This window comes from Streptomyces sp. CNH189 (assembly GCF_000527195.1).
Genome location: NZ_AZUS01000050.1, coordinates 1 through 5207, shown reverse-complemented (window position 1 = coordinate 5207; position 5207 = coordinate 1). Strand labels below are relative to the sequence as shown.

Genomic DNA, 5207 nt, shown 5'->3' with positions numbered 1-5207 from the left:
GCAGCGGGTTGATCTCCGAAACGGCCCCGACGAACGTGGTCTTGCCCACGCCGAAGCCACCCGCCACCACGATCTTCGCCGAGGTGGTGGAGCGGGAAGGACCGCCGCTAGAGCTTGCGAAGTCCACTGAGCACCCTTTCGAGCAGTGTCACGTCTGGCTGGCCGCCGGCGCTCTCGTCGCCGCCGGGCTGATGAATGGCGACCAGTCCCGCCTCCGCCAAGTCGGCGACGAGGATCCTGGCCACGCCGAGAGGAATCGTCAGCAGGGCCGAGATCTCGGCCACCGACTTGATTTCCCGGCAGAGGTTGCAGATCCGCTGATGCTCGGGCAGCTGGCCCTGCATCTGGTGCGGCTGCGCGGTGGTGTGCACCAGCGCCTCGATGGCGAGCTGGTACCGCGGCCTGGTACGACCGCCCGTCATGGCGTACGGGCGCACCAGGGGATTGTTCGACGCCCCGGCGGGCGTCGGCTCGGGTGCCCGGCGCTGCGGCTGCACGGGCTGGATGCGCGGGGCCTGCGGCTGGTCGTACGGCGAGGGGCCGGGGCCCTGTGGCGCGTACGGCTGCCGGTGCTGTGGCGCGGAGGGGTAACCGTACCGGTTCTGGGAACCGTCGTTCTGACCCTGGGCAGGGCCGTACGACCAGTTACCCGCTGATGAACCGTCTGGGGGTGTTGCCACTTTCTCCTCCTCCGACTGTGCCTGGCACCCATCACTGTGGAGCCGCGTCCCGAAACCTTACGGCCCCGGGACGCCATCACGCACCGTCCGTCTGTCAGTTGAGAAGGCTCCCCTGGAGCTCCGCTCGAAGGTCCGGCGTGAGGACCGTACCCGCTCGGTCGACCAGAAGGGCCATCTCGTAACCAATGAGACCGATGTCCGCCTCGGGATGTGCGAGAACGGCGAGGGACGAACCGTCGGAAATGGACATGATGAAGAGGAATCCCCGCTCCATCTCCACAACCGTCTGGTTCACGCTGCCGCCCTCGAAGATGCGGGAGGCGCCTGCCGTCAGAGACGTCAGACCGGAGGCGACGGCCGCGAGCTGATCGGCGCGGTCGCGGGGAAAGCCTTCGGACATCGCCAGAAGGAGTCCGTCGGCGGAGACCACCACCGTGTGGGACACCCCCGGGGTGTTGTCCACGAAGTTGGTGATCAACCAGTTCAGGTTCTGTGCCGCCTGGCTCATCGGGCTCACACTAACGCTCCTGGTTGTAGGTGCTGTCAGGACCGAAGCCCTGGCCGTTCGTTTCACTGCCTGCCGTGCGGCCCCGTTGGACACCGCGCCGCAGGTTGCTCAGCCTGCCCCGGACGTCCTCCGGGGCGCGGGAGACCTGCGGGCCTCCCTGGGGGGTGGTTTCGGCGGCTCCCTGGACCAGGTTGGCCTTCGGGACCCTCCGCGGCAGACCGGAGGAGGTCACTCCGCCTGCCTTGGGCTTCCGGAGCTGCGAGGCCTGCTGCCAGCGCTCGTCGTTCGCCGAGCGCCAGCTGCTGTCGCCGTTGCTCTCCGGGGTGGTGGCCGGCGGCTCCTGGTTCCCGTGGCCCGGGCCGCCCGGACCGCCCGCGCCGCTCGCGGTGGACCCGCGACGCGGAAGCCCGGCGTCGGTCAGCGCGTGGGCCTCGGAAGGAGCCGGTCCCGGACGGTCGAAGCCTACGCCGTCCTGCTCACGTACGTCAGCGGCCTGCGCGGATTCCCCCTCCGGGGTCTGAGCAGGGTACTGGTCCGGGTAGCCGTTGCGGTAGCCGTCGTTCTGCGGCCAGTCGTCGTTCTGACGCCGGTCGCCGAAGCCCTGGAAGGAGCCGGTGGTACCCGCGGGAGCCTGACCGCCCCGGTCCGGCTCGGCGTACGTGCCGTTCTGGTAGCCGCCGTTCGGCGGGAAACCGTCGTTCTGCGGCAGGCCGCCGTTCGGCGCGTAGTAGCCCTCGCCGTACGTCTGCTGCCGCTGTTCGTCGTACCCGGCCTGCTGTCCGTCGCCGTACGCCTGCTGGTCGTACCCGGCGCCCTGCTGCTCCTGGTAGCCGTTGTCGTAGCCCTGGCCGTCGTAAGCCTGGCCCTCGTCGTAGCCCTGCGGGGCGGCGAACTCGTCCTGGTAGCCGGAGGTCTCGGCGCCCTGCTGGTCGTTGCCGGCGGTCAACTCGCCCTGTTCCGGCTGCGGCTGGGACTCGAGGGCCGCCCGGCGCTCCTCGCGCATCAGGGAACGGCCGACCGGGTCCAGCTCGCGGATGTCGTCCGGGACCTCCGCGTAGCGGCTGTCGTCGAAGCCCAGCTCCGCGGCGGTGCGCATCGGCTCCTGGCCGAAGTTCTCACCGGGGTGGTTCTGCTCCGGGATGATCTGCGAGACGGTGAACTCGTCGCGGTCCATCGGCTGCTCGCCGCCACCACCGTGGGTGATCGCGTCCGGCAGCATGACCAGCGAGGTGGTGCCGGCCTGCTCGCCCGACGGGCGCAGCTGGACGCGGATGCCGTGCCGGTCCGACAGCCGGCCGACCACGAACAGGCCCATCCGCTGCGAGATCGCGGCGTCAACGGTCGGCGGGTTGGCCAGCTTGTGGTTGATGTCCGCGAAGTCCTCGGCGGTGAGGCCGATGCCCTTGTCGTGGATCTCGATCATCACGCGGCCGTCGGGCAGACGGGTCGCGGTGACACGCACCTTGGTCTGCGGCGACGAGAACGTCGTGGCGTTCTCCAGGAGCTCGGCGAGCAGGTGCACGAGGTCGGTCACCGCACGGCCGTGGATCTCGGCCTCCGGGACACCGGACAGCTCGATGCGCTCGTACTGCTCCACCTCGGAGGAGGCGGCGCGCAGCACGTCGACCAGCGGGACCGGCTGGTCCCAGCGACGGCCCGGCTCCTCGCCGGCGAGGACCAGGAGGTTCTCGCCGTTGCGGCGCATACGGGTCGCGAGGTGGTCCAGCCGGAAGAGGTTCTCCAGCTGGTCCGGGTCGGCCTCGTTGTTCTCCAGGTCGGTGATGAGGGTCAGCTGGCCCTCGATCAGCGACTGGTTGCGGCGCGACAGGTTGGTGAAGATCGCGTTGATGTTGCCCCGCAGCAGGGCCTGCTCGGCGGCGAGCCGGACGGCTTCGCGGTGGACCTGGTCGAAGGCGCGGGCGACCTCGCCGATCTCGTCCGTGGAGGTGATCGGGATCGGGGCGACCCTGGTGTCCACCCGGCCCGGGTCGGTACGGGAGAGCTGGTCGACCAGCATCGGCAGGCGCTGCTCGGCGATGCCGAAGGCGGCGTTGCGCAGCTGGCGCATGGACTTGCTCATCTGGCGGGCCACCATGCCGGCCAGGATGAACGCGGCGAGCAGCGCGAGCACGACAGCGGCGCCGGTGATGAAGGCGTCCCGCTGCGCGTCGTCGGCGATCTGCGAGGCCTCGCTCACCGCGGCGTCGGCCAGACCCGACTCGATCTCGCGGTAGCCGTCGAACCTGAGGGTGTTCACCGCCCACCAGTTCTCGGGGGTGATGCCCTTCTCGGCAAGGTCGGCGCGCGCGGACTCGTCCGTGGTGGACAGGCGGCCGATCTCGGAGATCATCGTCTCCGGCTTGGCGGGCGGCGGGACGTAGTCCGGGTCCCTCTGAGCGGCGTCCTTGGACATCGCGACGCCCTCGGCCTGGAGGCGCGCGGTGACCTGTTCCAGCTTGGCGTTGTCCGCCTCGGTGCCGCCGCCCTTGTACTCGTCGAGAGCGATGTTCTCGAGGTAGGCGTACGACAGGAAGGCCACGCGCTGGCTGGCGAGCTGGCTGTCGGTCGGGCCCGGCTTCACCAGCAGGTGCATGCCGATGGAGCGCTCCAGCGACAGCGCGGACTTGGTCAGCGAGATCGCGTAGACCGTACGGCCGTAGCTGGTCACGTTGCCGGCGCCGAGGCTGAGCTCGTTGGCGAACTCCATCAGGGGGTGGGCGACGGCGACGTAGCCCTCCTCCGTCTCCACGCCCTTGAGCTTCGAGGTGTAGGCGGCGGCACGCAGGTCGGCCAGCTTGGGCTCGGCCTCGCGGAGGAGCTTCAGCCGGCGCTCCAGACCGGGCTTGGCCGGCATGCCCTGCACGGCCTCGTCGAAGGCGTCGGCGGCCCGGTCGGTCGCGGCCCGCACCTTGGTGACGTCCGTGTCGTCCTGGCCCTTGCCGGTCAGCAGCGGCACCACGCTGACGTCGCGCTCGTTGTACAGGGCGTTGGCGTAGGTGAGGGACGCCTGCACCAGAAGCGCGGTGTTCTCGGCGTCCTGGGCCTCGTTCCAGGTGTCGATCGAGCTCTTCACCTGGAAGCCGCCCATGACCAGGCCGACGAGCACGGGTATGAGCAGGATCGCGTTGAGCTTGCTGGTCACCCGCCAGTTCCGCGGGGACATGCGTCCTCCGCTCGACGCGGGCGCGGCCTTCGGCTCGGGACCGGGCACGGGGGCGGGCGCCGCTGTGCGCGGCGGCGGCGTGAAGTTGCCCCGGGCCGACGGCTCGGGACTGTTCTTGCTTCGCCTCACTCGACCAACAACCTCTCGGCGGTCGGCACCTTCGTCGTGCCGCAATGTCTCAGAGCCCGGCATGCCATCGACTACTGAGTACGTCTTTGACCCATGGGCAGTTCAGGCATTCCAGCATGCCGACCAGCGCTCTTCCAAACATGGAAAGGCGACGGTTCCGAGTGAGGTAAGCCCCAGATAAAACGGTCATAAAGAGCGAGCACCGTCAAATGACGGGGCCTCCATGCGCACAGCGGTACCGCGCGAACGCGTCGCGTGTCGGCCTCACCCGATTCCTCTGCCGAAACGTTATGAACACCGGGGCCGGCCGTGTCAAAGGACACAGCCGGCACCGGTACATCTACGACAACCGCAGTATGTCGCCTTCCGCCAGGCTCTACCTGAGTCGCGCCATGAGGGCGTGTTCGACCAGGGTGATCAGCGCACTCTTGGCGTCCGCGCGGTGGCGGGCGTCCGTCGTGATGATCGGGGCGTCGGGCCCGATCTGCAGCGCCTCGCGCACTTCCTCCGGCTGGTACGGCTGCTGTCCGTCGAAGCCGTTGAGGGCGACGACGAAGGGCAGTCCGCTGTTCTCGAAGTAGTCGACCGCGGGGAAGCAGTCGGCGAGGCGACGGGTGTCGACGAGGACGACGGCGCCGATGGCGCCGCGGACCAGGTCGTCCCACATGAACCAGAAGCGGTCCTGGCCGGGTGTACCGAAGAGGTACAGGATCAGGTCCTGGTCCAG

At 69.3% G+C, this 5207-nt stretch carries 4 protein-coding genes and 1 pseudogene; all 5 read right to left on the bottom strand.

Going from position 1 to position 5207, the window contains the following annotated elements:
• A pseudogene (locus B100_RS36230) lies at positions 1 to 127 on the bottom strand (ATP/GTP-binding protein); the annotation flags it as partial.
• Positions 108 to 680 (bottom strand): DUF742 domain-containing protein, encoded by a 573-nt coding sequence (locus B100_RS0133410; protein WP_024888674.1) that lies wholly within the window; start codon positions 678 to 680, stop codon positions 108 to 110. The pseudogene B100_RS36230 and the gene B100_RS0133410, both read right to left, overlap by 20 nt.
• A gap of 94 nt (positions 681 to 774) precedes the next feature.
• A complete protein-coding gene (locus B100_RS0133405) occupies positions 775 to 1188 on the bottom strand; it encodes a roadblock/LC7 domain-containing protein (protein ID WP_004983065.1) in 414 nt (137 codons plus the stop codon).
• 10 nt (positions 1189 to 1198) lie between these two features.
• A complete protein-coding gene (locus tag B100_RS0133400; protein WP_024888673.1) occupies positions 1199 to 4480 on the bottom strand; it encodes a nitrate- and nitrite sensing domain-containing protein in 3282 nt (1093 codons plus the stop codon).
• Positions 4481 to 4856: 376 nt separating this feature from the next.
• The coding region (locus tag B100_RS0133395) for an ATP/GTP-binding protein (RefSeq protein WP_024888672.1) at positions 4857 to 5207 on the bottom strand (351 nt) is incomplete at its 5' end.

Bases quoted from the DNA above. Each gene is read 5' to 3' on its own strand.
- B100_RS0133405 (WP_004983065.1), bottom strand. From the start codon at position 1,188: ATGAGCCAGGCGGCACAGAACCTGAACTGGTTGATCACCAACTTCGTG.